23 protein-coding genes are annotated in these 25,496 nt (G+C 56.0%); 7 read left to right on the forward strand and 16 right to left on the reverse strand.

The genetic code is table 11. The features are described 5' to 3' along the window. Window positions 1–37 precede the first annotated feature (37 nt). From H8K27_RS03845 to H8K27_RS03870, 6 genes are all read left to right on the forward strand, one after another. Window positions 38–688, forward strand: coding sequence for a protein-L-isoaspartate O-methyltransferase family protein (locus tag H8K27_RS03845; protein ID WP_186861854.1), 651 nt, complete (start codon window positions 38–40; stop codon window positions 686–688). 24 nt (window positions 689–712) lie between these two features. Next, entirely contained in the window at window positions 713–1,036 is a 324-nt protein-coding gene (locus tag H8K27_RS03850) for a rhodanese-like domain-containing protein (protein ID WP_186861855.1), read from the forward strand. Between the two features lie 27 nt (window positions 1,037–1,063). Further along, complete coding sequence (locus tag H8K27_RS03855; RefSeq protein ID WP_186861856.1) at window positions 1,064–2,386, forward strand: TolC family outer membrane protein; 1,323 nt, start codon at window positions 1,064–1,066, stop codon at window positions 2,384–2,386. A 248-nt stretch (window positions 2,387–2,634) separates the two neighbouring features. Further along, window positions 2,635–3,870, forward strand: coding sequence for an efflux RND transporter periplasmic adaptor subunit (locus H8K27_RS03860; protein WP_186861857.1), 1,236 nt, complete (start codon window positions 2,635–2,637; stop codon window positions 3,868–3,870). Further along, window positions 3,867–5,099: an ABC transporter permease gene (locus tag H8K27_RS03865; protein WP_186861858.1), complete on the forward strand. Its 1,233-nt coding sequence runs from the start codon at window positions 3,867–3,869 to the stop codon at window positions 5,097–5,099. The genes H8K27_RS03860 and H8K27_RS03865 overlap by 4 nt, the downstream gene beginning before the upstream one ends. Further along, window positions 5,092–5,778 carry an ABC transporter ATP-binding protein gene (locus H8K27_RS03870; RefSeq protein ID WP_186861859.1) on the forward strand — a complete coding sequence of 229 codons (687 nt, stop codon included), beginning with the start codon at window positions 5,092–5,094 and terminating at the stop codon, window positions 5,776–5,778. The genes H8K27_RS03865 and H8K27_RS03870 overlap by 8 nt, the downstream gene beginning before the upstream one ends. A gap of 16 nt (window positions 5,779–5,794) precedes the next feature. On the opposite strand, the gene H8K27_RS03875 is transcribed toward H8K27_RS03870, so the two are convergent. From H8K27_RS03875 to H8K27_RS03900, 6 genes are all read right to left on the reverse strand, one after another. Continuing rightward, on the reverse strand, window positions 5,795–6,613 hold the full coding sequence (locus H8K27_RS03875; protein ID WP_186861860.1) for a metal-dependent hydrolase: 819 nt from the start codon (window positions 6,611–6,613) through the stop codon (window positions 5,795–5,797). A 163-nt stretch (window positions 6,614–6,776) separates the two neighbouring features. Then, window positions 6,777–7,619, reverse strand: coding sequence for an AraC family transcriptional regulator (locus H8K27_RS03880; RefSeq protein ID WP_186861861.1), 843 nt, complete (start codon window positions 7,617–7,619; stop codon window positions 6,777–6,779). Window positions 7,620–7,667: 48 nt separating this feature from the next. Further along, entirely contained in the window at window positions 7,668–7,979 is a 312-nt protein-coding gene (locus tag H8K27_RS03885) for a hypothetical protein (protein WP_186861862.1), read from the reverse strand. A 69-nt stretch (window positions 7,980–8,048) separates the two neighbouring features. Further along, the gene (locus H8K27_RS03890; RefSeq protein WP_186861863.1) at window positions 8,049–8,645 is read right to left on the reverse strand and encodes a phosphorylase family protein; all 597 of its coding nucleotides are present in this window, start codon (window positions 8,643–8,645) and stop codon (window positions 8,049–8,051) included. A gap of 126 nt (window positions 8,646–8,771) precedes the next feature. Continuing rightward, window positions 8,772–10,013, reverse strand: a complete 1,242-nt coding sequence (locus H8K27_RS03895; RefSeq protein WP_186861864.1) for a DUF1501 domain-containing protein — start codon at window positions 10,011–10,013, stop codon at window positions 8,772–8,774. Between the two features lie 19 nt (window positions 10,014–10,032). Then, entirely contained in the window at window positions 10,033–11,637 is a 1,605-nt protein-coding gene (locus H8K27_RS03900; RefSeq protein WP_186861865.1) for a DUF1800 domain-containing protein, read from the reverse strand. A gap of 238 nt (window positions 11,638–11,875) precedes the next feature. Between H8K27_RS03900 and H8K27_RS03905 the strand changes: the two genes are divergently transcribed. Then, window positions 11,876–12,343: a hypothetical protein gene (locus H8K27_RS03905; protein WP_186861866.1), complete on the forward strand. Its 468-nt coding sequence runs from the start codon at window positions 11,876–11,878 to the stop codon at window positions 12,341–12,343. A 230-nt stretch (window positions 12,344–12,573) separates the two neighbouring features. Here the strand turns inward: H8K27_RS03905 and H8K27_RS03910 are convergent, their stop codons facing one another. From H8K27_RS03910 to H8K27_RS03955, 10 genes are all read right to left on the reverse strand, one after another. After that, a complete protein-coding gene (locus H8K27_RS03910; protein WP_230418857.1) occupies window positions 12,574–13,230 on the reverse strand; it encodes a c-type cytochrome in 657 nt (218 codons plus the stop codon). Window position 13,231: 1 nt separating this feature from the next. Further along, window positions 13,232–14,554: a cytochrome C gene (locus tag H8K27_RS03915; protein ID WP_230418858.1), complete on the reverse strand. Its 1,323-nt coding sequence runs from the start codon at window positions 14,552–14,554 to the stop codon at window positions 13,232–13,234. A gap of 415 nt (window positions 14,555–14,969) precedes the next feature. Beyond that, window positions 14,970–17,462, reverse strand: a complete 2,493-nt coding sequence (locus H8K27_RS03920) for an adenosylcobalamin-dependent ribonucleoside-diphosphate reductase (protein ID WP_186861867.1) — start codon at window positions 17,460–17,462, stop codon at window positions 14,970–14,972. Between the two features lie 67 nt (window positions 17,463–17,529). Further along, the gene (locus H8K27_RS03925) at window positions 17,530–17,679 is read right to left on the reverse strand and encodes a hypothetical protein (RefSeq protein ID WP_186861868.1); all 150 of its coding nucleotides are present in this window, start codon (window positions 17,677–17,679) and stop codon (window positions 17,530–17,532) included. A 60-nt stretch (window positions 17,680–17,739) separates the two neighbouring features. Continuing rightward, window positions 17,740–19,032, reverse strand: a complete 1,293-nt coding sequence (waaA, locus tag H8K27_RS03930; RefSeq protein WP_186861869.1) for a lipid IV(A) 3-deoxy-D-manno-octulosonic acid transferase — start codon at window positions 19,030–19,032, stop codon at window positions 17,740–17,742. 3 nt (window positions 19,033–19,035) lie between these two features. After that, window positions 19,036–19,941, reverse strand: coding sequence for a DMT family transporter (locus tag H8K27_RS03935; RefSeq protein ID WP_186861870.1), 906 nt, complete (start codon window positions 19,939–19,941; stop codon window positions 19,036–19,038). Window positions 19,942–20,050: 109 nt separating this feature from the next. Beyond that, window positions 20,051–21,037: a glycosyltransferase family 2 protein gene (locus H8K27_RS03940; protein WP_186861871.1), complete on the reverse strand. Its 987-nt coding sequence runs from the start codon at window positions 21,035–21,037 to the stop codon at window positions 20,051–20,053. A 91-nt stretch (window positions 21,038–21,128) separates the two neighbouring features. Next, window positions 21,129–22,175 (reverse strand): lipopolysaccharide heptosyltransferase I, encoded by a 1,047-nt coding sequence (gene waaC / locus H8K27_RS03945; RefSeq protein WP_186861872.1) that lies wholly within the window; start codon window positions 22,173–22,175, stop codon window positions 21,129–21,131. Then, complete coding sequence (locus H8K27_RS03950; RefSeq protein WP_186861873.1) at window positions 22,156–23,532, reverse strand: phosphomannomutase/phosphoglucomutase; 1,377 nt, start codon at window positions 23,530–23,532, stop codon at window positions 22,156–22,158. Before H8K27_RS03950 ends, waaC begins: the two co-directional genes overlap by 20 nt. Window positions 23,533–23,559: 27 nt before the next feature. After that, window positions 23,560–25,488, reverse strand: a complete 1,929-nt coding sequence (locus H8K27_RS03955; protein ID WP_329604334.1) for a polysaccharide biosynthesis protein — start codon at window positions 25,486–25,488, stop codon at window positions 23,560–23,562. Window positions 25,489–25,496 lie beyond the last annotated feature (8 nt).

Here is a 25,496-nt window from a genome sequence, read left to right on the forward strand (position 1 = left end):
TGCTGGTTTCCTTTAATTTAAGCAGCCGAGTGTACAAATGAATATCGAAAAAGCCCGTTTCAATATGATCGAACAGCAGATCCGCCCTTGGAATGTGCTGGACAAAGACATTCTGGATATGTTGATCGTTGTGAAACGCGAAAATTATTTCCCGGAAGCCCAGAAATCACTGGCTTTCTTCGACACCGAGTTACCGTTGCCGGGTGGTGCCAAGGCCATGAGCCCGAAACTGGAAGCGCGCATTGTGCAGGAACTGGGATTGAAGAAGCAGGAATCGGTGCTGCTGATCGGTGCTGCCTCCGGTTATCTGGCGGCATTACTGGCACATATGACGCGCCATGTGACCGTGCTGGAAACTTCCCCGTTGCTCAAAGAGCTGGCAGAAAAAAATCTGGCAGCCAATGGTGTGCGCAATGTCAGTGTGCTGCTGGCAGATGGCATTGCCGGCCAGCATGCCGGTTCTTATGATGTGATCGTGGTGGCCGGTGCACTGGAATCGATCCCGGAACAGCTGAAAAAACAGCTGAACGTCAATGGCCGTTTGCTCGCCATCGTTGGTCAGCTGCCGGTCATGCGCGGTGTGGTGGTGACACGTCAGTCCGATGCCGGATTTGACAGCCGCGAAGTATTTGATACCGTCGTGCCGCCAGCGCCGGGTGCGGTTGCTTCATCGGCTTTCCATTTCTGATACCGATTTTTGAGCAGGGACTATATGCAACATATCACCGCTTCAGAGCTGTCCCAGTGGCTGGCTGACAGCAGTAAAAAATCCCCGGTTTTACTCGATGTCAGGGAACCTTGGGAATTCGAAACCTGTCATATCAGTGGTGTAAAACTGATGCCGATGCACACCGTGCCATTGCGCGTCAGTGAGCTTGATCCGGAAGAGACGATTGTCTGTATTTGTCATCACGGCGGCCGCAGCATGCAGGTGGCGAGCTTTCTGGAACGTCAGGGATTTGGCCAGGTCATTAACCTGACAGGCGGAGTGCATGCGTGGTCGCAGCAGGTTGATCCGCGGATGCCGACCTATTAATTGATTTTTTTTGACTCGGAGCGTTTCATGCGTAATTCTGACATTGCGACCCTGCTCGCAGGTGTGTTTTTTTCTCTTAATGCCGGTGCGACAGATTTGGTCCAGATCTATCAGGATGCGCTGGCGAATGATCCTCAGTTCGCGAGTGCCCGGTCTTCGCTGACTGCCGGTCAGGAAAAATCGGTGCAGGGACGCGCCGGCCTGCTGCCGACCATCGGTCTCAGCGGCAGCGATACCCGCACCCGGACTGATTCGCAACCGGATATGCCATTTGCTGACCGCAGCTATACCGGCACCAATAACACCTGGACGCTGGCGCTGTCCCAGCCTTTATTCCGCTGGGCTAACTGGCAGCAGTATGAGCAGGGAAAATTATCAGTCATGGCCAGCGAAGCGCAATTCGCACAGGCACGGCAGGATCTGATCGTGCGGGTCGGCCAGGCCTATTTTGATGTGCTCGCCGCACAGGACACGCTGACTACCCTGCAAGCGCAAAAAGTGGCGATTTCTGAGCAGCTGGCGTCCGCCAAACGGAATTTTGAAGTCGGCACCTCGACCATCACAGATACGCATGAAGCCCAGTCGCGCTACGATCTGGCGATTGCGCAGGAGTTTGCGGCCCAGAGCGATTTGCAGGTCAAGCGCTCGGCATTGCAGCAGATTATCGGTAAGGAGGCCGGTGATCTGGCCACATTGAAGTCCGGTGTGAAACTGAGTTCGCCGCAGCCGGCATCGGTGAACGAATGGGTTGCTTCCGCTGAAAAACAGAATTTCAATGTCGTGGCTTCGGATGTGGCTGCTGAGATCGCCAAGCGCGATATCGAGCGAAACCGTGCAGGTCATTATCCGACTGTGGATCTGGTGGCTTCGACAGGACGCACTTCTCTGGGCGGTGCTTCCGCTACCGGAACCGGTGTGGTGAAACCGACGACGATCGGCGTGCAGTGGAGCATCCCGCTGTTTGCCGGTTTTGCTGTCGACAGCAAAGTGAAAGAAGCCGTTGCCCTGCACGAAAAGGCGCGCAATGATCTGGAGGCCAACCGTCGCAGCGCGGCACTCGGCGCACGTCAGGCATATACCGGCGTGACCAGCGGTCTGGCACAGGTGAAGGCTTATGAGGCGGCTGAAATTTCCAGTCAGTCTGCACTCGATTCCAACAAACTGGGTTATCAGGTCGGCGTACGTATCAATATCGACGTGCTCAATGCGCAGCAGCAGCTGTACACCACACGTCAGAATCTGGCAAAAGCGCGGTACGACACGATCATGAATGGTTTGCGTCTGAAGTCTGCCGCCGGCACGCTGAAAGACAGCGATCTGACAGAAGTCAATGAACTGTTGCAGCATTAATTTGCGCTCATTCTGCATCCTGCAATGCGTTACAAAAGCCCGTTTTACAGCGGGCTTTTTCTTTGCCCGGTTTGTCTTACATCAATTCAGTGAATGGCAGGCAGGAGATCATGCACGGTAGTGTTTCCATGAGGCCGTCTTTCAGAATTCATGATCTGCAGGTATGATTTCTGCTGACTATTTCCACTGATTCTGGTCAACAGCGGATGGACGCCGATTCATATGAATAAACATCTCCGGGAGTCGATATGGTCTTGAGCAGGATCCTGCATGAACGATGGTTGAAAATCGTGCTGGCATTGCTGATTGTCGCTGCCGGTGCGGCATATCTGGTGGCTCCTGCGTTATTAGGGAGCAGCGCCCGTGCATTTCAGGTCGGACGCAGTGACTTGTTGCAGACCGTGGTGGCGAGCGGCCGTGTTGAAACACCTGCACGGGTTGATATCGGTGTACAAGTCACGGGACGGGTGCTGGCGGTGCCGGTGAAAGAGGGGCAAAACGTGAAAGCGGGCGACCTGCTGTTTGAGCTGGAGTCTTCCGATGAACGGGCTGCGGTGGCGCTGGCAGAGGCTGCGGTGCAGCAGGCCGAAGTGAAGCTGAAACAGATGCGTGAATTGTCTGCGCCGCTGGCAGAACAAAATCTGGTGCAGGCGCAGGCCAATCTGGCCAACGTGGAAAAACAATACGCGCGCACCAGGGATCTGGTGGCTCAGGGTTTCGTTGGCAAGGCGCAGCTGGATGACGCGCAACGCAACCTTGATGTGGCGCACAGCCAGTTAAAAACGGCACAGTTTCAGCTAAAGTCGGCACGGCCGGCAGGCAGTGATTTTCAGGTTGCCCAGACTGCCTTGCAGCAGGCGCAGGCCAATCTGGCACAGGCGCAGGCAAAGCTGGGTCACACCAGAGTCTATGCAGTGGCTGACGGCACATTGATTTCGCGCGATATCGAACGTGGTGATACCGTGCAGCCGGGGAAAATACTGATGGTGCTCTCCCCGGTGGGAGTGATACAGCTGGTGGTACAGATCGACGAAAAAAATTTACGTTTCATCCACCTGGGACAAGCTGCACAGGCAGTGACGGATGCTTATCCGGGTCAGAAATTTCCGGCGCAGGTTGCGTATATCAATCCGGGAATCGATGCCCAGCGCGGCTCGGTGAATGTGAAACTGAATGTGTTGAAAGTGCCGCCGTTTTTATCGCAGGATATGACCGTTTCGGTGGAAATCGAAGTCGGGCGCAGTAAAAATGCCTTATCGCTTAACGTGGAAGCAGTGCATGACCTGACCACCTTGCAGCCCTGGGTCATGGTGATCGCTGACGGCAAGGCGCGCAAACGGCCTGTCGGCATCGGTATTCGTGGTGATCAGAGCGTGGAGATTACGTCCGGTTTGCAGGCAGGAGACTGGGTGTTGTCCGCAACCGGGCTGACAGTCAGCGAGGGGCAGCGGGTGCGTCCGCAGCTGTCCCGGACGCCGTCATGAAAAACAGCTGGCTGCCCTTCGAGTGGATAGTCGCAACGCGCTTTTTGCGCGAAGGGCGCATGCAGTCGCTGTTCATTATTCTCGGCGTGGCGATTGGTGTCGGTGTGATCGTGTTCATGTCGGCCTTGCTGGTCGGCATGCAGGGCAACCTGTTCCGGCGTGTGCTCAGTTCGCAGCCACACATTACGCTGGAACGTCCTAAACAGCAGGCCACACCGGTGCTGAAAGCAGGGCCGGGCGAACAAATGGCATCGACCATACAAAAGCCCTCGCAGCGGATGAATATGATTGATCAGTGGCAAAAGGTGCGCGATCAGGTGCAGCGCAGACCAGATATCGTTGCCGTGTCACCGACAGCCACCGGACCGGCGCTGGTGATCCGTGGCAGTGCGAATCAGGCAGTGTCGCTGATCGGTATTGTGCCTGAGCAGTACAATAAAATTATTCCCCTGTCCGAGAAAATTGTCGGCGGTGCTTTTCGTGCTACGAATACCGACATGATGATCGGCACCCAGCTGGCGGAAGACATGGGCGTCGGGCTGGGTGACAAGCTGCGCATCACCACCGCGTCCGGTGCCAGCGTGACGCTGAATATTGCCGGTATTTTTGATCTGGGCAGCCGTGGTGCGAATCAGCGCAATGTATATGTCCTGCTCTCCACTGCACAGAATGTGCTGGGCATGGTGGGAGGTGTTTCCAGTATTGACCTGACGGTGCAGGACCCGTATGTGGCGGAAGACATTGCCCAGTCGATCAGCAACAGCACTGGTCTGAACGCCTTAAGCTGGATCGTGACCAACAGCCAGTTTTTTCTGGCGATGCGGGCGCAGACGTATTCGAGTCTCCTGATTCGCCTGTTTGTCGGTCTGTCGGTGGCTGCCGGTATCGCCAGCGTACTGGTAGTGTCGGTAGTGCAGCGGCAGAAGGAAATCGGTATTTTGCGCGCCATGGGCGGCAGCCGTGGTCAGGTCATGCGGGTATTCCTGATACAGGGTGCACTGGTGGGACTGCTGGGTTCGGTGATCGGTTCTTTGCTGGCAATGGGTCTGTTGTCGGCCTGGAAGCTGGTGGCGAAAAATCCGGATGGCACGCCGATGTTTGTGATTGATATGGACATGGGGTTTTTTTTCTGGAGCGCCGTGCTGGCAATGTTGGCGGGTCTGCTGGCGGCTGCGACGCCGGCAATCCGCGCTTCCCGGCTTGATCCTGTGGTGGCGATCCGTGGCTGAATCCGTCCTTTTATTAAATCAGGTCTGCAAATCCTATGCTGCCGGCACGCCTGCCGAGACGCAGGTGCTGTTTGACATTGACCTGACGGTCGCACAGGGCGAATTTGCAGCACTGATCGGCCCTTCCGGTTCCGGCAAGAGCACGCTCCTGAATATCATTGGTCTGCTCGACCGGCCGTCGTCCGGCAGGCTGTTCATGACCGGAAAAGAAACCAGTCAGCTCGATGAAGACAGTCTGACTCAGTTGCGCGGGCACGCGATCGGCTTTGTGTTTCAGTCGCATTATTTGCTGACGGCGTTCACGGCGACTGAAAATGTCATGATGCCGATGCTGATGCAGGCCGGTCGTCCGGATGATGCCATGCGCGAACGGGCGCAGAGTCTGCTCGCGCAGGTGGGGCTGACGAACTGGCAGGATAATCTGGTCGGCAATATGTCCGGCGGTCAGCAGCAGCGGGTGGCGATCGCGCGTGCGCTGGCGCTGAATCCGCCATTGATTCTGGCGGATGAGCCGACCGGAAATCTGGATACCAAATCGACCGATGCGATTTTCGAGCTGATGCGCGAAGTAAACCGGCGGCAGAAAACCACTTTCCTGATGGTCACGCATAACATGGATCTGGCGCGCCGCTGCGACCGCACCATTGAGCTGGTGGATGGCCGCATCGTGACACGCTGATGCCGCTGAACGGGAACTATTCCGGTGTGCCCATCTCGCGGAATACCGCATGTTGCTGATTCAGCCATTGTTGCGTCTGTGCCAGATTGTCCCTGTCCCAGGGATGAAAGCCGGGACGGAAATAGGCCAGATAATGCGGCAGGCTGAAACGGAATAAACCATTTCTTCCAAAACAGTACTTCATGCCTTGCCACCAGGTGCGCGGCTGCCACAGACTGCCATCCCGGTACAGGTTATGCATGGTTTGCAACAGCGTATCGCCGGAAAATAACAAGGTCACATACAAGAACCAGGCGATGCGGCCCGCATAGCCGCCACCGATGGCGTGATACGTGTCGAAGGCAACGGACTTATGTTCTGTTTCCTCTGCAGAATGCCACAGCCACACGGTGCGCAGCGGCTCGGCGGCATCGGCAAGCCATTGCGGTTCCCCCAGGACGGCATCTGAAAAAATAGCTGTGAAATGTTCGTAAGCCATGGTGACTGCCAGATTGCTGCGCACACTCAGCCGGCGTGCGACCCGGATGCGCCACGCTACGAACGGACCTATCCAGTAGCTGAGACCCTGCTTATCCAGCTCGGCATTGTATTGCGCATGCATCTGACGGTGCGTTGCTTCCTGACCGATAAAACCTTTGATCTGGGCGCGCAGATCGTCGTTACGAATCAGCGGCAGGGCAGAGCGCACGCTGTCGATGAAATATTGCTCTCCGAGCGGGAAGCTCATCGACTGGGCATTGAACAGCTGGGTGCGGAAAGCATCTCCGCCCAGCCAGTGACGCGGGAAGCCCTGGCTCAGATCGATGTTGAGGTGACGTATTTTTAAAGTGTTCATACCAGACTCGCTGTGAAGTGATGACAATCTGCCTGCGCAAGGCATCCCCGGCTGGGTTCAGGTGTTTTCTGTGGATAGCCCGCAAGATGCCGTTTGATGCAAGCTTAGCGGCCGGCGAATATCAGGAATGGTATGTTTCTGACAAATTGGTATGGAGCCGACATCAGACCGGTAAAAAAAGATTTTTAAACTCGCTCCGGTTCAGGCGATAGAGCCAGTAGGCAGGGTCGTTACCGGCGATTTTCTGCAATAACAATGCCGGCGAGATACCTGCGAGTTCGGTGAATTCCTTGTACATATGCGCCTGATCGTAATAACCTGAATCCAGCGCGATGCTGGTCAGGTCGCCCCAGCTGGCACGGTGCCCGATAAGGCGCGGCAGGCATTGACCAAAGCGCGCCAGCCGCCGCACATCGCGCAGCGGGACGCCGAAAGCATCCCTGACGCGGCGTTCCAGCTGACGCTGACCGATGCCAAAGTCGAGCGACAATTGCAGCAGCGGGAAAAACATTTTCTGATGCGCAGCCAGAAAACTGGCGCCGATGCTGGTCTTTTTCCGGTGGTCCAGAATCTGCAGCAGCAATTCCTGCAGTCTGGCGACATATCCTTCGGTACTGTCTTCCTGCTCGATATCCTGCAAAAAATGATGGATCTGGCCGGGGTTAAAAATCTGTGCCATATCCACCACTTGTTCCAGCAGACCAGCGGCAGACAGCCCGGTTGCCTGATGCAGCATCCCGGCGCGGAAACAGAACGACAGCGACAGCGTGCCTGGCGCATAACAGACATTGACCGGCGACATAAACGGACCGCGCAGGAAAAAGCGCAGGCTTTCGGTCATCGTGTTATTCGGTTCCCTGACCAGCGCGCGGCCTTTGATCAGCAGCATGACGGACGGGTTCAGACCAGCCGGCAGATGCAGCTCGCAATCATCCAGTTCGATGACCAGAATATGCAACAGCAGATGGGCAAGTTCAGGGCGTGGCGGGAATATCTGATAGCGCATGAATACGGAATGAAAAATAGTCAGCCGCCGGCTGCGTTGACTGCAATGTCAGCTCAGCCATGTTCTGACAGCCAGGCCGATAAAATGACCGATGACCACGATCATGGTAAACGGCACGCATGCCGTGGCCGCCAGGATCAGCAGGCGCCAGCCGACCCACATTCCGGCAGAGAGCAGGGGATAGACCATCCATACGCTGCCTGCATACGTCAGCAGCAGCGACAGGATGAACAGCACTAACAGAAAATCACCCGGCTGATAAGGCGCTGCCAGCATGATCAGGACGCACCAGCAGGACCAGGCGGCTCCTGTCACGAGGATCAGTCGCTGTCCGGAGAGATAAGCGGCGATAGGGGACATGGCAGTCACTCCTGAAAATAAGGGCGGCAGTTTCAGAAAAAACCTGCTGAAAAGAAAAAGGTTTTCAGATTATCCCTGTTTCAATAAATGATCAATCAGGGCATGCAGGCCTTGTGTCATTGCTTCCACGGAGCCCTGCATATCCCATTCGTCATTTCCGGGCTGGACGATATTGGAAACTGAACGCAATTCCAGAAAGGGCTGTTTTTCCTGCAGACAGACATGGAAAAATGCAGCGCCTTCCATATTTTCGATCTCGGCTTCCGCCGTCCGGATAAACGGCGCCATCGCCGCATTGACGGAAATGCTGGCGGCGACCGGAAACAGGCCCGTTGGCAAATCAGGGCAATGCAGTGTGTGACGCCGTTCAAACACCATGTCAAGCGGCAGATGTGCCAGGTGCACAAAGCCGTCGGTATGAAAAAAACCGAGATCGGCTTCGAGTTCGCTGCCGACCAGCACCACGTCGCCGATACGCAGTGCGGCATGCGGATAGACGCCGGCAATTCCTGCCAGAATCAGCATATCGGGGCGATGTGTATGAATCACGCGGGTGGTGGCATAACTGGTCGCCGTCAGGCCGACACCGGAGACGATGCTCATGACATCATCCCGCTGAAACAGGCTGGCTTCGGTTTGCGTTGGGAATAAGACGATTATTTTCATGGGAAGCAGGAGCCGGAAACAAAGAAGATGGCTGCTATTGTAAAAGTTTCCGGCGCTGTTCCGACAATAAAAACACTGTACGCCGCCCGGCAGGCTGCATGCAGTGACGGACTGCTGAAAACCGGTTCAGGTGTTCCGGTATAAATTGAAACGGGAGTGCAGCGACGGTAATTGCGGGAAGACCTGCTGCAGTTGCCGGTCATCCAGCGCCAGATGCTGCTCGCAGACCTGCATCAGCACGCTGCGGAAATCGGTGCTGACGGCCAGATCGCGACCTTCATACAGCTGATCCCTCGCCAGTCCGCGCCAGTCACCGTATACCTTGCCGCCAGCGATGTTGCCGCCCAGCAGCCACATCACATTACCATGTCCATGATCGGTGCCGCCGTTACCATTCTGGCGCACGGTGCGGCCAAATTCGGACATCACGATGATCGTGGTGTCGTCAAACAGCGGGCCGAGCCGCTTGCTCAGATTCGCCAGCCCCAGCCCCAGCGGAGCCAGCCGGTTTGCCAGCTGGCCGGTGCCGGCACCCTGATTGGCATGGGTATCCCAGCCGCCGAGCGCCATGAATACCAGCTGGATATTCGGATCATTGCGCATCAGTGTGGCAACCCGGGTGCTGTCATCCGGAAAGCCGTTCGGCAGCGGTGCCCCGCCATCGGCAATCTGCTGTTCATTTTGCATGGCGGCAGACATCATTTCCTGATGCGCGCTGCGGGCTTCCTGATAAGCCTGGGCATAGCGGGAATTATTCTGGTAAAGCTGGCTGAAAGCGGAGCCGACTTTGGGCTGGTCGAGTACATTGGCGCGGGTTCCGGCTGCGCCGCTGGCGATGTTGGTGGCGATCGCCTGACCGCTCAGAATGCGCGGCATGGTGGCGCCGATGCTGATGGCGCGGGTCGGTGTTGAGTTGCCGGGCAGGCTGGCGAGCAGGCGGTTGAGCCAGCCATCGGGTGTATTTTTCTTGCCGGGCGTGGCCGATTCCATGTAATCCTGCGCATCGAAATGCGAGCGGGTGAAATCCGGTGAACCGCTGGCATGCACAAAGGTCAGTTTTTTCTCATCCCACAAACTGCGCAGATCTGCCAGTGCAGGATGCAGTCCGAAATAACCGTCCAGATCGAGCACGCCGTTCTCCTGTCCCGGTGCCTTGAGCGCAATACCGGGGCGTGCCTGCTGATAATCGCGGTCGGCATACGGTGCCACGACATTCAGGCCATCGACCGCACCGCGCAGCATGATAACGATGACTTTTTTGCCGGATGGAAGGGCAGCGTTGCTGCTGGCGGCCCAGATCGTCGGACTGACTGGCAGCAGCAGGCCGGAGCCCATCATCAGCGTGTGCAGGAAATTTCTTCTTTTCATGTCGTGCTCCTGGCAGAGATCAGTGCTGCATAAAATCCGGGCTGCCGAGCATCAGCGCAGCGCGCAAGGCAGCCGGTTGTTGATGGATGACGTTGAGTGTGACAGGTGTCAGCAGAGGCCCCAGCGCGGTTTGCAGCTGCACCGGGTCAGGGGGCGGCATCAGCTGGCGTGGCGGTGTTTTTTCCATGCTGATTTTCTCCATCTGTTTCTCCGTATTTTTTTCTATGCGTTTCATTCCGGCAGCCTGGCCGTTTTCCAGCGATTGCAACAGCGGCAGATAACCGCCGCCGAGCGCAGTGGCAAAATTGATGCGGCGGCTTAAGGCGTCGGGATTGAGCCAGGCAGTTTCGGTATTTTTATAGCCATCCGGCGTCTGGCTGCCATATAAAGGCATACCCAGCTGCGCCAGCGTGCCAAGCACAGGGCGGATATTCTGCACCGGTGTGCCGGTGGCGCGCAGTGCCGACAGGGTGAACTGATACGGTGTTTTGTACTTGCTGCCGTAGTTCGCGGGTGAGCGGAATTCCGGGCTGTGGAACAAGGTGTCCAGAACGGCGCGGATATCGCCCTGCGTGTCCAGATAACGCTGCGCCAGCCGTTCCACCAGCGCGGTGGGCGGCTGGTCGGCGACAAAGTACTGCGCCAGCTGGAAGCTCAGGTGATGGGCCGTGGCAGGGTGCATGGCCAGCACATCCAGCGCGTGCTCTCCCTCATTGCGGCCGTCGGCGCGGATGGTCTGTCCCAGCCATTGCTTGCTGCCGTCATCATGACGCGCCATGTCGAAGATAAAATTCTGATTCCGCGACACCATGCTGCGCGGATCGAAAGTCCAGCCGGTCAGCATCCTCGCCAGTTCAGTCACATCGTTCTGGGTATAGCCGCCATCGACGCCCAGCGTGTGCAATTCCATCAGTTCCCGCGCATAGTTTTCGTTCAGGCCGGCAGATTTTCCTTTTTGCCCCTGTGCACCGCGCTGCCGTGGATTGGCATGAAAATCGGCAGCGGTGGACAGCCAGTTATCGAGATAAAACAACATTGCGGGATGCCTGGCTGTCGCGCCCAGCAGGTCGCGGAAATGGCCGAATACGTAAGGACGGATGGCATCGCGTTCGTAGCTGGCGATCAGTGCGCGGTCGAACCCCTTGGCTTCGTAGACGTTGAAGTGATTGAACCAGAAATCGACCATGACTTCTTCAAGCTGACGCGGGCTTTCCAGTGCGCGCCAGAGCCGGGCAGCGGCAGTCTGTTCCATGATCGAGCCGACCAGTTCGCGGCGGTGTTTTTTCGACTCCTCGCTGTCATCGCGCGCATCTTTCAGCGCTTTCTGGTATTGGTACAGCACGGTGCCGGGGCTGGCGCTGAGTATCGATAACTGCGCCAGTTTTTGCTGCAGCGTGTCCGGTAATGGAATATTTTCAGGATGCAGCTGCTGCGCAATATAGGCATCTGCCCCCATTTGCTGCAGGCTGGCAATATCGCCGGGACGCGGGCCGAAAGCGAGGCGGTTGAGCAGGTGCGCTGCTTCCTGATCGGTGACTGGCGCAGCGGAGGCCGCCTGCGCCGGGCCGCACAGGGCCAGCCAGACAGGGAATACGAGGAGCACTGCCGAAACAGATGATTTCATATCGGATAACCCAATAATGGAGTGAACAAGGGCGGATGCCGGTCAGGGCATAACGGCGATGGTGCGTAAAAAGCTGACGTCAGACAAGTAACGATAAGTAAATCTGTGTATGTGTTTTGAGCAGACTGCTTAGAATGCAGGTCATCAACAGCAGCTGACCGGAAACAGCGAAGATGGCTGTCTTCTTTTTCGGGCAGTCGCGCGTTCTTATCAGAACCTGTCAGTAATGGAGAGACTCATGAAAAAATTATTACTCATCGCTGCCCTCGCTTCGCCTCTGTGGCTCGGACCACAGGCGCAGGCGCAGGATGTGAACTTATCGCTGCAATTTGGTCAGCCGGGATTCTATGGACAAGTTGATATCGGAAATTTTCCCCGTCCGCAGCTGATGTACGATGAGCCACTGATCATCGAACGGGTCGGCGTGATGCCGCCACCGCTGTATCTGATTGTTCCGCCCGGTCATATCAAGCACTGGGAAAAACACTGCTATCGCTATAATGCCTGTGGTCGTCCGGTCTATTTTGTGAATGAAAACTGGTACAACACGCAGGTGGTGCCGCGTTACCGTGATGATCGTTACCGTGATGAGCGCTATCGCGGCAATGGCGACCATGACGATGACCATGATCATGATCATGGTCGTGGACGTGACAAAGATCAGGATCATGACCGGGGTCATGGCCGGGGTCGTCACGACGACTGAGGTATCTGGCGTTTTGAATATACTGGGGGGAGTATTGTTTACTCCCCCTTTTTTTTATCAGGGCATCAACCTCTTTTTAAGACATACTCCCCGGTTTGAATATCAATGATGACCGGGGCAACAAAGACAATCCAGGATTTCGTACCAGCCGGGAGCGGCCAGCCAGTATCCCGCTCCGTTTGACACAGACGGCATGATGCCGACTGCGTCAGCGGTGTGCAAAGCAGCCTTTATTTTTGTAAAGGCATGGCTTGCAGATAGGCAGCGATATTCTCCATATTTTCCTTGCTGAGGCCGTGGGCAATGTTTTTCATGATGCTGCCTTCGGGACGTTCATCAGTCCGTTGAAATACCATGAGCTGTTTGACCACGTAATCGGCATGCTGTCCCGCGAGGCTGGGAAACTGCCCCATGCCTTCGCCTTTCGCGCCGTGACACGTGGCGCAGGCCGGGGTGCTGCTGGAAACGATGCCGCTTTCAAAAATCTTTTTCCCTTCCTGAAAGGCCACAGTGTCAGCCTGTTTGCCAGCAGCAGGTTTCTGCGCGGAAAAGTAATCGGCCAGGCCGGAAATCTGTTCATCGCTTAAGCGTGCGCTCAGGCCCCACATGTATTCAAATCCTGCCGGATCAGAGCGCCCGTGCGTCTTAAAGGATTTGAGTTGCGCCGTCAGATAGGCCGGAGTTTGTCCTGCCAGATGAGGAAAATTCGGCGATGTCGAGACTCCGGTCACGCCGTGGCAGTTAGCGCAGACCTGCATGGCAATGACGGGGGCTTTGACGTTGCTGTCGTCCAGTGCGCGCGAGCGCTCGGTGGAGCTGCAGGCGCTCAGCGCCACGACAGCCAGCGATGCCAGGGAGAAGTTCAGGCGGGTCAGTGTCGGCATCATGTTAGTAAGCTCCCCATACATACAGGAAAAATGTATTGTTGTCTTTCGGATTCCGGCCAGCACCATCGTAGTTGGACGAAGCACCCTGATAGCGGTTGAATGAGAAATACTGTGCACCGACTCTCACATATTGAACCGGCATCCAGAACACTTCAGGCACCCAGCCGCGGGCATCGGGATTACCGGTATTGGTCGGGTACAGCGTGGCATCGGTTGTGCCGGTGGTGCTGAAGTAACTCAGGCTGGCTCCATATTTGGCGCGGTACACATAGCTGGCCTTGGCACGGAACTGATTCAGCGTGTTACTGCTGTTATTGGCTATGCCGGTCACGTCGCCATTACTGATATTTTCCCGGATATAGCTGATCTGCGCGGTGATGGTATGCGGATCCAGCAAATACTGGTATTGCGCATCGAAACCACGATCGCGGTAATGCGTGACCGGACCGGAAGGATTCAGGTTGTCCGGATAAATGTCGCCATTGAAGGCAAACATGCCGATCATCGCGCTGTGCGGACCCCAGTCGTGATTCAGTGCAACCCGGACATAAGGGTTCACGCCTTTGAGCTGCACCTGATCAACCGACTTGGTACCCTGACTCAGGAAAGACCAGGCGCCATCGGCGCTCTTGTAGCCGGCGACTTCGGCATACAGCAGATTATTCCAGAACGCATACGCTCCGACACCTGCCACCTTGGCGCCGAGTTGCGACACCATCGGCGTGACGTCCGGACCGGTCACGCCAAAGGCGGTGGGCACGTATTGCAACCAGGCGGGTGCTGTATTCCAGGGATCACTGACTGACGGATTATTGCTGAGGGTGAGTCCGACGATAAGATCCTTGTCAGGTGCGATGAAGCGGTCGGCATAACGCAGATCAAAATTGTCCGATGCCCATTTGCCGTCCCATTGGCCGGTGTCGGGATTCTGACTGTTGTAATTGTTGTAGGTTGCCTGCGCAAAAATACCGACGTTGTTGGTGATTTTTCCGGCTAAAAAGACGCTGCCGGTCTGGAACAGCGCCGTGGCGTCTTTGGCAAATGCGGCATCGCTGGTCGGATTGGATGTTTTGGTCGCGCTCAGCACACCCATGGCAGACAAGGGAACCGTGCGCGAACCGATCGTGTAGCCAGTTAGTTTGAACAGGCGACCATAAGTGGTCAGCTCAGGAAATTGTCCGCCGGCATGGCAGGCGACGCAGTTTTGTCCGGTCTGCCGTGCAAAGGCAGGTAAGGCATTCGCCAGTTGCGGCAACACGGCTGTGAGAATCAGAGCGGCGAAAACAATCAGACGCCGGATCCGTTGCTGAAAAAAGTGCACCATACATGACTCCAGTCTGGACAAAAATTGTTCCGGAAAACACAAGTTGCGACAGATCAGGAGCTGCAGTGATAAGAAGGAATGTGCACGTCTGCTGATGATCTTCTTGCTGCATAGTAGGTGCTGATACTCTGTGACGGTTGATGCAGATCAACATAATATGGCTTGTATCACCGTTACCGGATTTTGATGTTGCTTAACAACAGTACAGGCTCTTACAGCGGCTGTACGGTGTGACATGGCTGGATTACAGACAGAAACATCTTGTAACTAACCCGTTCCTGAATGAGACAGACGTTCTCTGGAGTTCTCTGGAAAATGCCAGAAAACACCATAAAAACGCTATAAAAAAGCCACCGTGCCCGGTGGCTGGAATAATCCGGCAGCCTTGGCGCTGCCGGATAGATAAGGCGGCAGATCAGCCGCACGCACCCACATAGCCGCACGAAACGCAGCGGCTGCAACCATCAATTTTTTGCAGGGCATGTGCGCCGCACTCAGGGCATTTTTTGCCGGTCGGCACATAGCTGATCGGTGCGGTTTCTGCTTCATAGGTCAGGTTATCCAGACCGTATTGCTGCATGCGTGACTTGAATTTTTCTGCCAGCACGGTAACCGGAATCTGGTTGCCGGATGCGTCCAGATAACCGCGCTTCATCAGGATGCGTTGCAGGGAATAGCCGATCGCGGCGACTTCCGATTCGTGGAACAGCGGAGCCTGCGAGCCATCGTCTTTGGTGATGGTGCCGCAACGCACAGTACCCTTGTCCCAGACCACTTCACGCATGTCTGCCAGCGCTTTGGCAATCGAGCCGCCGGAGCGCGCCGCCATCGATAACAGGCGCATGCTGGCGGAAATCCATTGCTGGCCATCGTTTTTCTGCCCGGCCGGCATGAAGAATTCAAACGGGCGTTCAATGGTCACGCGTTCCCCGCCGACCAGACCCTGCACATGAATGAAGCTCACCGTCAGATACACGGTTTTCTTGCCTTCATAGGTCATGTATTGCACTTTGGAGGTCACGGATTCCAGGTCGCCGAACGGGCGGCCATCGAATTGCTTGCGCAGCAGATCTTCGTCCGGCAAGGTTTTCGTTTCCGGTGCGGTCTCGGTGGCGGTATTGACCGACAGGACGCTGCCGAGAATATTGTTCGGACGATAGGTCGCCAGCCCCTTGAGGCCGGCACGCCAGGCGTCCATATACAGGTTCTGGAAATCGGCGTAAGGATAATCGGCGGGAACATTGACCGTTTTGGAAATCGACGAATCGATGTAAGGCTGAACTACCTGCAGCATTTTCATGTGGTCGCTGGCCGACATATTCAGCGCCGTCACAAACTGATGCGGCAGTTTACTGTCGTCTGAGACATCGTTACCCATGGCGCGATACAGCCGCCACGCATGATCGGCAACCTCATAGATGCGGGCATCACCGGCAGCCATACGTTTTTTCCGGTTATAGACCCAGGAAAAAGCCGGTTCAATACCATTCGATGCATTGTCGGCAAACGCCAGCGTGATGGTGCCGGTTGGCGCAATCGACAACAGGTGCGAATTGCGCAGGCCGTGTTTGGCAATCGCTTTGCGGATATCTTTCGGCAGCCGCTGTGCAAATACGCCTGCCAGATAACGGGTGCTGTCGAACAGAGGGAAGGCACCTTTTTCTTTCGCCAGTTCGGTCGAGGCAAGGTAGGCGGCATCGCGCATTGCTTCAGAAACCTGGCGCGCAAATTCACGGCCTTCTTCGGAGTCGTAGCGTATGCCCAGCATCACCAGACTGCTGCCCAGACCGAGGAAGCCGAGGCCGACCCGTCGTTTCGACATGGCTTCTGCTTCCTGCTGCGGCAAAGGCCAGGCAGTGGCATTCAGGACGTTATCGAGCATCCGGGTGGCGACCGTGACGACTTCCTGAAAGGCTTCGGTGTCAAAGCTGGCGGCTACCGTGAACGGGTTGCGCACAAAGCGCGTCAGGTTCACTGAGCCGAGGCAGCAGCAGCCGTAATCGGGCAAAGGCTGTTCGGCGCATGGATTGGTGGCTTCAATCTTTTCACAGTAGTACAGATTGTTTTCAGCGTTCATGCGCGACAGGAACAGGATGCCAGGCTCCGCATGATCATAGGTGGATTGCATGACGAGATCCCACAGCTCACGGGCACGCAGGGTCTGATACACCCACATGCCGTCTTCACGCTGATAGGCCCCGGCTGCCTTGCTTTCCTCACTTGGTTCGGCCTTGTGCACCAGACAGAAATCGGTGTCATTGGCAACGGCTTCCATGAATTCATCGGTGACGCCGATGGAGATATTAAAATTGGTCAGCCCGCCCTGGTCTTTGGAGCGGATGAATTCCAGAATATCGGGATGGTCGCCGCGCAGCACGCCCATCTGCGCACCACGCCGGGCACCGGCGGATTCGACCGTTGAGCACGATGCATTGAATACCTGCATGAAGGAAACCGGTCCTGACGCCCGCGAGCGGGTACCGCGCACCAGCGCATCTTTCGGGCGGATGCTGGAGAAATCGTAGCCCACACCGCCACCACGCCGCATCGTTTCTGCGGCATCGGCCAGCGCTGCGTAAATACCTGGCTTGCCATCGGTCGGGTTGGAAACCGAGTCGCCGACTGGCTGTACGAAACAGTTGATCAGGGTGGCGCGCAAATCCATACCTGCTGCAGAGTTAATCCGTCCGGCCGGTACGAAGCCGTTTTTCTGCGCCCATAAGAATTTTTCTTCGTAGTAAGCCTGTACATCAGCCTGCTCAACACTGGCCAACGCCCGGGCGACACGGGTTTGTACATCATTGATGGTGACTTCATCACCTTTGGCATATTTTTCCAGTAATACGTCGAGAGAAATTTCCTGGGGCGCCATGTCGGTTATTCCTAGCATTTTGTCATTTGCATTCATGTTGAGCTTGTCTGTCTGATGGAGTTGCATTGTGTGATGAAGCCGTGATGCCGGAACCGTGATGTCATCAGTGAATCAACATGGCAAGTCTGGGTGCACCGGCGGCTTCAGTATAGTAGGCAATACCGGTTTTGCCTTGATAGTCGTCAAGCAGGGCAATTTCGTTGCCAATACCCTGCAAAGCGTTCCGTTTTGTTGCGATGTGACTTGACTTCATGTGAAAAACGGCAAACCGGCATTTCTGCCGGATGACGCAATGGCGACACAGGTTGTGCTGTCAGCGGGGATTCTGTTTTAAAAAGCCGTCCAGTATTTGCATGGTTCTGGCTGTTGCACCCTGATGCTGCAGGAAAAATCCGTGTGCCTGCCGCCCCATGTGCTGTCTTTGCGGCGCATCGGCCAGCAAGGCGAGCGCCTCCTGCAGCATACTCCTTGCGCCATCTACCCGCAACGCAGCTTCAGCCGCGATTGCCTGATCGGTAATTTCAGAAAAATTGAAGGTATGCAAACCTGTCAGTACTGGCTTACCCATGGCGCAGGCTTCGATCAGATTATGACCACCTAACGGCACCAGGCTTCCGCCGACAAAAGCCACATCGGATGCGGCATAGTACATATACATTTCCCCCATGCTGTCTCCGAGCAAAATCTGCACTTCATTACCGAGTTGCATCGTTGCATCCTGTTCCATGGCGGAGCGGCGTACATACCGGAGATTGCGGCTGCCAAGCAAGGCGGCGATCTGGTCAAAGCGCTGCGGATGACGTGGCGTGATGATCAGCAAGGGTTTTTCTGATAGCAGCGGTAATTGTTCCTGAAATGCATCCAGAATCAGCTCTTCTTCACCATCGCGGGTGCTGGCGCACAGGATGACCTGGCGATTGCCAAAACGCTGGCGCAGCGCAATGCCTTTTTCTTCCATCAGCGGCGGCGGTGTGACATCGAATTTCATGTTGCCGGTGACGACAGCATGGGAAATGCCCAGCTGTTGCAGACGTTGCGCATCCGGATTCGATTGCGCTGCCACGGCGCGGATCGCATGGGCTGCCGGCAGAATCAGCGACGACAGCCGCAACGCTTTGCGTAAAGACTTTTCTGACAGGCGGGCATTGACCAGTGTCACCGGCACCTGATGCACTTCACATTGTGCGATCAGATTCGGCCAGACTTCCGTTTCAATCAATATGCACAACTCCGGATGGAAATGCCGGATGAAGCGACGTATCATCCAGTTGATGTCATAGGGCAGGTATGCCTGGCTCAGGCGGATGCCGACATCGGCAAACAGTTTGCCACCGGTTTCCCGACCGGTTGCGGTCATGTGGGTCAGCAATAACCGGTGTTGCGGGCGGGTTGCCAACAGTGCGCGGATCAGCGGCTCGGCCGCGCGGGTTTCACCGGCAGAGACGGCATGCACCCAGATTGTGGGTATGCTGCCGCTGGCAGGGTAGAAGCCCAGACGTTCAGCGATATGCTGGCGGTAGCCAGGCTCCCGGCGGCCGCGCCACCAGAGTCTGAACAATGCGAAGGGCAGGGAAAGACCCCAGATCAGGGAATAAAGTGCACGCATGAATTAATTGTGTTTGAAATTCACCAGAACGATACCACCGAGTACCAGCAGGGCGCCAACGGCAAAGCGCAGGCTGACCGGATCCTGCATCAGGATGACACCGGCAGCCACGCCAAACAGTGGCGTCAGGAATGAAAAAACCGCCAGCCGCGACGCCAGATAACGGCGCATCAGCCAGAACCATGCGAGATAGCTGGCAAACGCCACAACCACGCTCTGAAAGATCATGCTGCTCCAGGCAATCGTAGTCCAGGCTGCCGGCAGCGACTCACCCTGCAGCGCAACCACTGCCAGCAGGATGACGGCGGCACCGGCCAGCTGATAAAACAGTGTTGTGGTCGGCTCCGCTTCCGACAGGCTGGATTTACGTATTGTGACCGTCGTGGCTGCCCATAATATGGCCGCCAGAATACCGAGACTGTCGCCGATCAGCATGTGCCGGGTATCAGGTTCCGGACCGGTATGACTGAATGCCCCCGAAAAGGCGACAGCAACACCGGCAAACGAGGCAAGAATGCCGCCCCACTGGCTTGCCTGCAACCGTTCTGCCGGAATCAGGAAATGCAGTCCCAGTACCGTGAAAATTGGCGCAGTGTACAGAAAGACCGAGATATGCGAGGCAGACGTGAAATTCAGTCCATAAGAAATCGCCAGAAATTCCCCGGCAAATAATAATCCGGCAACTAAGCCAGGCACGACATGCTGGTCACGCAAAGAGAACGGGATGTTGCGGATGCGGATGAGCAGCAGCACCAGCAGCGCTGCAATCGCGGAACGCAGCCCAAGTTGCAGTGTTGAACCGATGATCGGCGCGGCGAGTTTGACCGCGACTTGTTGCAAGCCCCAGCAGAAGCAAAGCAGGATCATCAGACCGATGGCATTTCCATCGAGACTTTGGCGTGTGGACATGTGATCAATAGGAAATCAGTAGCAGAAATTAAAAGCAGGAGCCGGAAAAAGCAGGAACAAGACCACGCTTAACCACGCAGAAGCAGGACTATACCTCAACTGCGGTGGCTCACGTCTGATGCCGGCTCAGATTCTTGTTCAGCAGGCGCCAGATATGACCGACGCTGGCGGCACGCTGAGACTGGATGCTGCGGCGTTTGCGCCAGGTGTCCGGCAGGCCGAGAATCGCGTCGCGTTTGGCACGCAGGATGACTTTGCCCTGTCCTTCCTTGATGAAATACAGCACACTGGCCAGATTCAGCGCCAGATGCAGCGGCAACAGCAGCCAGAACAGGACTCCCGGCATGTTCTTCACAAATGTCCAGACCAGGTTCCGGTGCCCGTGATAGACCGAGAAATCGCTGCGTTTGCCGGTAATGGCCGAACCGACATGGTGCGCTACCGAATCAGGCACGTACAGGCAGCGGTATCCCAGCAACTGGTAGCGGAATCCCAGATCAATATCTTCGACATAGCAGAAATAGTCTTCATCAAAACCGCCGATATGATCGAACACATCACGCCGGTAAAGACCTGCAGCCGCGCAGGTGGAAAAAATCTCTTTGCTTTCCAGGTAGCAGTCCTGCATGGCTTTACCATGCGCCTCGCGCCAGACCAGGCCGCTGAGATGATACGCGTCGCCGATGCCATCGAGCAGTTTCCCGGTATTCGCATCCATCAGCCGGCTGCCAAAAATCGCGAATTCGGGATGCAGACGGGCAGCATTCATCAATGTTTCCAGCCAGCGCGGCTCGGGAAAAGCGTCCGGATTCAGCAAGGCAATCCAGTCGCTGTCAGGGGAACAGTGTTGTACGGCAAGATTATTGCCCGCGGCAAAACCGAGGTTGCTGCCGGCATGAAGGACCTTCACCTGCGGGAAAAGGCGCTCCACCGCCTGGCCGGAGCCATCTGAGCTGGCATTGTCGACTACGATGATCTCGTCCGGCACCCGCGTTTGCGCGCACAGATCGGCCACGCAGCGGCGCAGCAGGTCACCACCGTTCCAATTGACGATGATAACGCTGACTTTCGGCGCGGAGGGCAGAGCTGCTTGCATCTTAAAATTTTTCTCTTGATGTCTGAAATATCACGGGTCGCCGGTACCGCCAATGCAGTATGTCGGAGCAGGTGTTCATGGCTGACACTTATTATGCAGCAGGCGCAGTGCCGGCAGACAATAAGAATTGTATAGCCTGTCTGACTTCCGCAGGTGTTGCCGGGCTGCTATTATCGCCGAGGTTGATGATTTGAGGGGACCAGTTTCCTTCAGTTTTCCAACGGGGTGATGCGCAGTAAATTTCAATGGTCGGCGTTTCATACGCAGCTGCAATATGGGTCAGACCAGTGTCGACGCCAATAGCCAGCCGGGCCGATTGTGCGAGCAGTGTTGCTGCACGCATGGACAATGCGGGTAGTACCGTGGCATTCGGCATCACAGCCGCCATCGCCTCTGCCTCAGCTTTTTCTTCAGGATTACCCCATGGTAACAAGACCGGTAAACGGTATTCCTGCAGGTAGGCTGCAATCTCTGCCCAGCATGCGCGCGGCCATTTTTTTGCAGCACCCGCGGTGCCGTGAAAAAAGACGGCGTAAGGGCCTGCCGGTTTCCAGAGCCTGTCTTCCGGTAATGTTGCCGGTGGCTGCAATCCGAAATTCGCCGGCGTGTCTACGGTATATCCGGCAGCAGCGGCTGCTACCAGTCTGCCGCGCAGCACGGCATGGGTACGGTTGTCTACGGGAACGCTCTGGTCGTGAAATATCCTGGAAATGCCTTCATAACCTGAGCCTTCGGTGCCGTTGGCGAGCCCTGCCTTTTTACCGCCCGGACTGGATTTGGCCAGACCCATGAGAATGCCTGTTTTGAGCAAGCCCTGAGTGTCGAGGATCAGATCGTAGGTTTCCTGGCGCAATGCGCGGCAGAAATCCGCGATTTCGCGACGTGTTCCGGCACTGGTCAGACTTTTTCGCCAGCGTCGCAAGGCAAACGGGATGATGCGGCGCACACCCGGATGCAACCGCACCAGATTCACATAAGCTTCTTCCGTCACCCAGTCAATTCTGGCGTCCGGGTAATGACGCAGCAGATCATGCACAACCGGCATGTTGTGCAGCACATCCCCCAGAGAGGAAACGCGGATCAGCAGGATATTCACAGCAGATACCCGGATGCGGTCATCAGTAAGGCAATTCTGCATCCGGTTTGACTGCCAGCACCGCCTGTTTCAGCGCTGCCTGAATTCTGGACAGTGCAGCCGGCGTCTCTGCTTCAAAACGCATCACAATCACCGGTGTGGTATTCGATGAACGCGCCAGTCCGAAACCGTCAGGATATTCCACGCGCAGTCCGTCAATGGTAATGACTTCATCGGCTCCGGGGAATTGTGCCGTGGCCTGCATGGCCGCGATGATGCTGAAATTTTCTCCTTCGGTCAGTTTCAGCTGCAGTTCCGGCGTGGAAGCAGATTGTGGCAGGTTGTTGAGTGTCGCTGTCATGTCGCTTGCCCGGCTGAGGATTTCCAGCAGGCGGGCTCCGGCATACAGACCGTCGTCAAAACCGTACCAGCGATCTTTAAAGAAAATATGACCGCTCATCTCTCCGCCCAGCGGGGAACCGGTTTCCTTGAGTTTGGCTTTGACCAGTGAATGGCCGGTTTTCCACATCAGCGGTACTCCGCCGCGCGCTTTGACCCACGGCGCGATATGGCGGGTACATTTCACGTCGTACAGAATCTGCGCGCCGGGATTGCGGGTCAGCACATCTTCAGCAAACAGCATCAGCTGGCGATCAGGGTAAATGATCTGTCCGTCTTTGGTGACCACGCCCAGCCGGTCGCCGTCGCCGTCAAATGCGAGGCCGATTTCCGCATCGGTTGTACGCAGGCATTGAATCAGGTCCTGCAGATTTTCCGGATGTGCCGGGTCCGGGTGGTGATTGGGGAAAGTGCCATCGACTTCGCAGAATAATTCAATCACTTCGCAGCCCATGCCGCGGTATAAATCCGCTGCATATGCACCCGCCACGCCATTGCCGCAATCGACAGCGATCTTTAACGGCCGGGCCAGTCTGACATCGCCGGTAATGCGCTCCAGATAAGCCGTTTTAATGTCATGGGTACGGTAGTTGCCTTTTCCGGTGGCGAACTCTTTTTTCAGGATGGTCTGGTAAAGCGCCTGAATGGCGTCGCCATAGATCGCTGCGCCGGCCAGCACCATTTTGAAACCGTTGTAGTCAGGCGGATTGTGGCTGCCGGTGACCATGATGCCGGAGCTGGCGCCGAGCACATGCGTGCCGAAATACACCATCGGGGTTACGACAACGCCCAGATCAATCACATCCACCCCGGTTGATTGCAAGCCTTTGGCCAGCGCGGCGCATAATTCCGGGCCTGACAGGCGGCCATCGCGGCCAATCACGACGGCTGTTTCTCCCTTTGCTGCCGCGGCGCTGCCGAAGGCTTGTCCGATCTGGTAAGCGACATCGGCGTCCAGGGTTTTGCCGATAATGCCGCGGATATCATAAGCTTTGAAAATGCTGGGTGAGAGTAAAGACATGATGACCTTATGAGAGTGTCGATGAGATTAGTGCAGTAACGGAGCAGCTGGGGTGGAGGGGGCAGCACTGGCTTGCCACAGTAGATCCTCGATGCCGCATTGCGGTTGGTATTCTGCCACTGTTTTCTGTAATAAGGCGCGAATTTGCGCATAATCAAAAGCCCGGCAAGCCTGTTCCAGTTCCTGCAGATTGACCTGCAATTGCTGCCAGGAAATTTCATTTTCCTGTGCCCGCATGATCAGCGGATGGGTCGTGCCTTCCACGTTATCGCCAATCAGTAATTCCTCATACAGTTTTTCGCCGGGACGCAGGCCGACATGCTGGATTTCGATGGTGCCATCCGGTGTCTGTTCGCACTTCACTTCCAGCCCGCTCAGGTGCACCATGCGCCGTGCCAGATCGATAATGCGCACTGGTTCTCCCATGTCGAGCACAAAGACATCACCGCCTTCGCCCATCGCACCGGCTTGCAGCACCAGTTGCGCCGCTTCCGGGATCGTCATGAAATAGCGCGTGATTTCAGGATGAGTCAGCGTGATCGGGCCGCCTGCCATGATCTGTTTGCGAAACAGCGGGACGACAGAACCCGACGAGCCGAGGACATTTCCAAAGCGCACCATGCAGAAGCGGGTTGTGCGCTGCGTGCGCGAAAACGCCTGCAGGATCAGTTCTGCCATTCGTTTGGTGGTACCCATCACATTGGTCGGACGCACGGCTTTGTCGGTGGAGATCAGAACGAAATTGGCAACCTGGTTACGCACGGCGGCTTGTGCAACTGACAGCGTGCCAAAGACATTGTTGCGGATACCTTCGATCGGATTGTGCTCTACCAGAGGGACATGCTTATACGCTGCAGCGTGATACAGCGTTTCGACAGCGCAGGTGCTGAAAATTTTATCGAGCCGGGTTTCATCCAGCACGGAGCCGAGAAACGGCAGAATCTCGATATCGAGTTTCAGCTGGGCGCGCAGACTTTGCAGTTCCTGTTCCATGGCGTACAGCGCGTATTCCGACATTTCCAGCAAGATCAGTTTTGCCGGTTTCTGGCGCAGAATCTGGCGGCATAATTCTGAACCGATCGAACCGCCAGCACCGGTCACCATCACGTTTTTTCCGGTAATGCAGATACTCAGAAGCCGGGCATCCGGTGTGACCGGGTCGCGTCCCAGCAAGTCTTCAATTTCCACATCGCGCACATCCTGAACGCGCAGCTCGCCATTCACCAGACTTTGAATGGAAGGGGTCACTTTGATTTTGAGTTTCAGATGCTCCAGCTGATTCAGTATCTGCTTCTGCCGGGTCTTGCTGGCAGACGGCAGGGCGAGCAGAATCTGGTTGATCCCCAGCCGCGGCACCAGTGCATCAATCTCGGCCGGATCATAGACTTTGACGCCGGCAATGGTCGAGCCGTGGCGGTTTTTATTGTCGTCCAGAAAGGCAACACAGTGATGTTCACCACCGGCACGCAATGCCGAAGCCAGCTGCGCACCGGCTTTTCCGGCGCCATAGATACAGACCTGATGAACCGCACTGCCGGTCATATCTGCCCGCAGCAGCCAGCTGCGGGCCAGAAAGCGGCTGGCACTCAGATACAGAATGGAGCCCGTCCAGAAAAATCCGAAGATGGCCCGGGAGATCGGCATGATATGCAGCATCACACTGATAAATGCCAGCAGAAAAACGGCAATACTGGCACCGAACATAATCACACTGATAATTTTCTGGTCGATGAAACGCACCACCGCACGGTACAGACCGATGCGTGTGAATACCGGAATCGAAATCAGCGGGATGGCAAAAATCAGCCAGAAATAATGACGGAATAATTCCATCGTGAAATCATCGTAGCGCAGCCAGATGGCGAGAATAAAGATCAGCGGCAGGCATAGTGCATCCAGACTGGCGGCCAGAATCTGTTTTTGCAGGCGGGGAATATGTATCAGAGATTGGATCACGATATGCT

The sequence above is a fragment of the Cognatundibacterium griseum genome (assembly GCF_014284195.1).
GTDB lineage: Bacteria > Pseudomonadota > Gammaproteobacteria > Burkholderiales > Burkholderiaceae_D > Undibacterium > Undibacterium griseum.

What these genes read in the sequence shown, in the direction of transcription:
- H8K27_RS03845 (WP_186861854.1), top strand. Translation starts at nt 38, where the DNA reads ATGAATATCGAAAAAGCCCGTTTCAATATGATCGAACAGCAGATCCGC.
- H8K27_RS03850 (WP_186861855.1), top strand. Translation starts at nt 713, where the DNA reads ATGCAACATATCACCGCTTCAGAGCTGTCCCAGTGGCTGGCTGACAGC.
- H8K27_RS03855 (WP_186861856.1), top strand. Translation starts at nt 1,064, where the DNA reads ATGCGTAATTCTGACATTGCGACCCTGCTCGCAGGTGTGTTTTTTTCT.
- H8K27_RS03860 (WP_186861857.1), top strand. Translation starts at nt 2,635, where the DNA reads ATGGTCTTGAGCAGGATCCTGCATGAACGATGGTTGAAAATCGTGCTG.
- H8K27_RS03865 (WP_186861858.1), top strand. Translation starts at nt 3,867, where the DNA reads ATGAAAAACAGCTGGCTGCCCTTCGAGTGGATAGTCGCAACGCGCTTT.
- H8K27_RS03875 (WP_186861860.1), bottom strand. Translation starts at nt 6,613, where the DNA reads ATGAACACTTTAAAAATACGTCACCTCAACATCGATCTGAGCCAGGGC.
- H8K27_RS03880 (WP_186861861.1), bottom strand. Translation starts at nt 7,619, where the DNA reads ATGCGCTATCAGATATTCCCGCCACGCCCTGAACTTGCCCATCTGCTG.
- H8K27_RS03885 (WP_186861862.1), bottom strand. Translation starts at nt 7,979, where the DNA reads ATGTCCCCTATCGCCGCTTATCTCTCCGGACAGCGACTGATCCTCGTG.
- H8K27_RS03890 (WP_186861863.1), bottom strand. Translation starts at nt 8,645, where the DNA reads ATGAAAATAATCGTCTTATTCCCAACGCAAACCGAAGCCAGCCTGTTT.
- H8K27_RS03895 (WP_186861864.1), bottom strand. Translation starts at nt 10,013, where the DNA reads ATGAAAAGAAGAAATTTCCTGCACACGCTGATGATGGGCTCCGGCCTG.
- H8K27_RS03900 (WP_186861865.1), bottom strand. Translation starts at nt 11,637, where the DNA reads ATGAAATCATCTGTTTCGGCAGTGCTCCTCGTATTCCCTGTCTGGCTG.
- H8K27_RS03905 (WP_186861866.1), top strand. Translation starts at nt 11,876, where the DNA reads ATGAAAAAATTATTACTCATCGCTGCCCTCGCTTCGCCTCTGTGGCTC.
- H8K27_RS03910 (WP_230418857.1), bottom strand. Translation starts at nt 13,230, where the DNA reads ATGATGCCGACACTGACCCGCCTGAACTTCTCCCTGGCATCGCTGGCT.
- H8K27_RS03915 (WP_230418858.1), bottom strand. Translation starts at nt 14,554, where the DNA reads ATGGTGCACTTTTTTCAGCAACGGATCCGGCGTCTGATTGTTTTCGCC.
- H8K27_RS03920 (WP_186861867.1), bottom strand. Translation starts at nt 17,462, where the DNA reads ATGAATGCAAATGACAAAATGCTAGGAATAACCGACATGGCGCCCCAG.
- H8K27_RS03925 (WP_186861868.1), bottom strand. Translation starts at nt 17,679, where the DNA reads ATGAAGTCAAGTCACATCGCAACAAAACGGAACGCTTTGCAGGGTATT.
- waaA (WP_186861869.1), bottom strand. Translation starts at nt 19,032, where the DNA reads ATGCGTGCACTTTATTCCCTGATCTGGGGTCTTTCCCTGCCCTTCGCA.
- H8K27_RS03935 (WP_186861870.1), bottom strand. Translation starts at nt 19,941, where the DNA reads ATGTCCACACGCCAAAGTCTCGATGGAAATGCCATCGGTCTGATGATC.
- H8K27_RS03940 (WP_186861871.1), bottom strand. Translation starts at nt 21,037, where the DNA reads ATGCAAGCAGCTCTGCCCTCCGCGCCGAAAGTCAGCGTTATCATCGTC.
- waaC (WP_186861872.1), bottom strand. Translation starts at nt 22,175, where the DNA reads ATGCAGAATTGCCTTACTGATGACCGCATCCGGGTATCTGCTGTGAAT.
- H8K27_RS03950 (WP_186861873.1), bottom strand. Translation starts at nt 23,532, where the DNA reads ATGTCTTTACTCTCACCCAGCATTTTCAAAGCTTATGATATCCGCGGC.